The sequence below is a fragment of the Nostoc sp. CHAB 5715 genome, assembly GCF_020829685.1.
Classification (GTDB): domain Bacteria; phylum Cyanobacteriota; class Cyanobacteriia; order Cyanobacteriales; family Nostocaceae; genus Nostoc.
This window is the reverse complement of the sequence record NZ_JAIVFR010001025.1, coordinates 1-2,523: the sequence shown is the minus strand read 5'-3', so window position 1 is coordinate 2,523 and position 2,523 is coordinate 1. Positions and strand designations below refer to the sequence as shown.

Annotated in this window: 4 protein-coding genes; 1 reads left to right on the top strand and 3 read right to left on the bottom strand. The window is 42.7% G+C overall.

What is annotated here, in order from left to right; translation table 11 throughout:
* Positions 1–29 precede the first annotated feature (29 nt).
* The gene (locus tag LC574_RS35310) at positions 30–830 is read right to left on the bottom strand and encodes a helix-turn-helix domain-containing protein (RefSeq protein WP_229458280.1); all 801 of its coding nucleotides are present in this window, start codon (positions 828–830) and stop codon (positions 30–32) included.
* Positions 831–1,201: 371 nt separating this feature from the next.
* On the opposite strand from LC574_RS35310, the gene LC574_RS35305 reads away from it, so the two are divergent.
* Positions 1,202–1,576, top strand: coding sequence for a transcriptional regulator (locus LC574_RS35305; protein WP_102151248.1), 375 nt, complete (start codon positions 1,202–1,204; stop codon positions 1,574–1,576).
* Between the two features lie 449 nt (positions 1,577–2,025).
* On the opposite strand, the gene LC574_RS39495 is transcribed toward LC574_RS35305, so the two are convergent.
* Positions 2,026–2,130, bottom strand: a complete 105-nt coding sequence (locus tag LC574_RS39495; protein WP_368736774.1) for a hypothetical protein — start codon at positions 2,128–2,130, stop codon at positions 2,026–2,028.
* Positions 2,131–2,138: 8 nt separating this feature from the next.
* A partial coding sequence (locus tag LC574_RS35300) for a transposase (RefSeq protein ID WP_229458279.1) occupies positions 2,139–2,523 on the bottom strand: 385 nt, incomplete at its 5' end.

Here is a 2,523-nt window from a genome sequence, read left to right as displayed (position 1 = left end):
TTCGATGTTTTGGGGTGGCAATTTATCAATCATGTCTCACCGCCAGTATCAAGAGCGAGATTTTGACTTTGCGACTCTTCCCAAGCTCTTTGAGCTTGTCGCTGTCGTTCTTCAAGTTCTCGACGGAATTCGTCTCGAGCATTTTTTGTTTCAGTTTTTTTGGCTTGTACCTGTTTTGAAGCCAGATATTTTTCGTAATAAACTTCCCAGCGATTCCTTCCGGCTTTGTTCTTGTGAGCTAACCAAGCCTCAATGTCATTCACTGGCTGGCTAAGATTTTTGGTTTTTTCCTCACAAAATTCTAGAAAATTCGCTCGCTCGTCTTCTGAGAGAGTCTTAATAAAGTCTGAATAAGTCTTATAAGTCTTAGGACTTGAAGATTGGCTCTGGGTAAGACTTTCGGAACTCGGTTGTTGCGTAGCGATCGCGTCTGTTGCGTCATGATCACGCTTGTTGCGTAGCGATCGCGCTTGTTGCGGTGAGGCAACACTGTTGTCTGTAGGCAACACTGTTGTCTCATCGCAACAATGAAGCCCCCCAGCTAAAATTTTGACTTGGACTTTCAGTAGTTCAAGGTCAATGAATCCCTTGTCATCTAAGGCTTTAAGAGCGCGGCTAACTGTAGAGCGATGTACTTCTTTATTCTCTGTTGATAGTTGCCTAGCTATCCCGGAAACAGACAACTCAACCCCGTCGCCATAAGGGTCGAGAGTGCGAATGTAGTACAGCACATCTCTCTGTGCTGGCGTTAATTCTCGGCAGGCTTTCAGCCATTCCTCGTGCTGGAGTGGGTAAAACTTACCTTGAATTTTTGAACTGTTCTGTGTCATAATCACCTTAATAAGCAAGAAAAATTTCCAGCCCCTGTCCCCCCAGACAAGGGCTAACTTTTTAAATACCAGCCATTTGACACACAGCAATAGAGAGCAAAGCGATTAGCAACTTCAGGCGTTACTTGATGTATGCCGAAATTCTCTTAACTTGCGCCCTCAAAAGTGTCGCCAAAGCAAGTATTAGCCGAAGTTCTGCTCTACTGAAGAAAAGCTGATCCTATGTTTTCAGTCAGAACTGCTGTTGGCTTAATTTGAAAAGAGTAAGTCCCTTGTTATCATTGAATTATCCATATCTTCAAAAATCCTAATAGAGTTCTCTCTAAATATCGCATACTATATCAACTAACTAATCCTATAATTAGCTAGCAATGCAAAATTTTGTAACAGAGGAAACTTCTCTTTACCAGCAACTATTTGACGAAATGTTCGATAGATACAACCTTTCGGCAAAGGTTGTAGCCAAGCAAGCTGGAGTTTCAGAGGTGCTAATTTCCAGATTTCGTAAGGGAAAGGCTGATTTGGGAACTAGAAAGTTTCTAGCATTATTAGGGGCTGTTCCTATAGAAGCACGGGAGTGGTATTTGTCTCAGCTGCTTGGGGCAAAGCCAGGTGTAAGCCTCCAAAAGCTTGTATCTGCTGCCTCTGCTGTAGAAAGAGTTGAAATCATCAATTTAATTGCCCATTCTTTCCTAGAAGAGCGAAAAACTACTGGGACAGGTGAATTGATATCATCAGCAGTATGATCCATAGCAATCCCATGATATGAGTGAACATAAGGGATATTATGTGGACTTGTTGCTTGCTCACATCCAATTTTAAAGCGATGTGATTGGATAATCTCCATGTTCGTCAGTCCAAAATACTTGCATCGTAAGGATTTTGTGTGGAGATGGTCAAGTGCTTTGAGGTATAAACTCATGATGATCTACTAATCAACGAATTGCACAACTTTATTTAAGTTGGTAATTGCTGTATCCCTGATAACTTTGTGAAAATTTTAGAGATGCTCAGTTGGAAGTGCAGTCTGGGGTCTGGCAAGCCTGGTATATCCTAATCTACTTTACCCTTTGAGAAGCCGTCCTCTGGGTATTTACGGATACGATACATCAACGCTAACGCCTTTTTGTATGTAAGAATATTTACCCGTAGTTGGTTGAGAGTATGGATGCTGTGACTAGGGCGTGTTTTCAAACTATAACCACAACAAAATGGAGGCGATCGTAATCATAGCTGTATAATTTACTGCAAGTTTTTCGTAGCGGGTGGCGATGCGGCGAAACTGTTTGAGCCGATTAATAGCTCGCTCTACAACGTTGCGTTGACGTAAAGTCTGCCGGGTAGAGTATCTACCCGGCGAGCTTTACGGTAGATTTCACGATTAAAAGGTCCTCGACGCGGTTCATTGGATAAACGTGGTATGGTCAGACGGATACCACGTCGGCGCAAGTAATTACGTATTCTCCGACCAGTGTAACCTTTGTCTCCAACTAATCGTAAAGGGCGTAAACGCGGACGACCACGTCCAGAACGCTTGACTGCTCCTTGTGACATCAATTGTTCTAAAAAAATTGACTCGTTTCTTTGACCTGGACTGAGAATAAAAGTTATGGGTTTACCTTTGCCCTCACACCGAATGTGTATTTTAGTACTGAAACCACCCCGAGAACGACCTAGTTTCTCGTCTTCTTCG

Bases quoted from the DNA above. Each gene is read 5' to 3' on its own strand.
- LC574_RS35310 (WP_229458280.1), bottom strand. From the start codon at position 830: ATGACACAGAACAGTTCAAAAATTCAAGGTAAGTTTTACCCACTCCAG.
- LC574_RS35305 (WP_102151248.1), top strand. From the start codon at position 1,202: ATGCAAAATTTTGTAACAGAGGAAACTTCTCTTTACCAGCAACTATTT.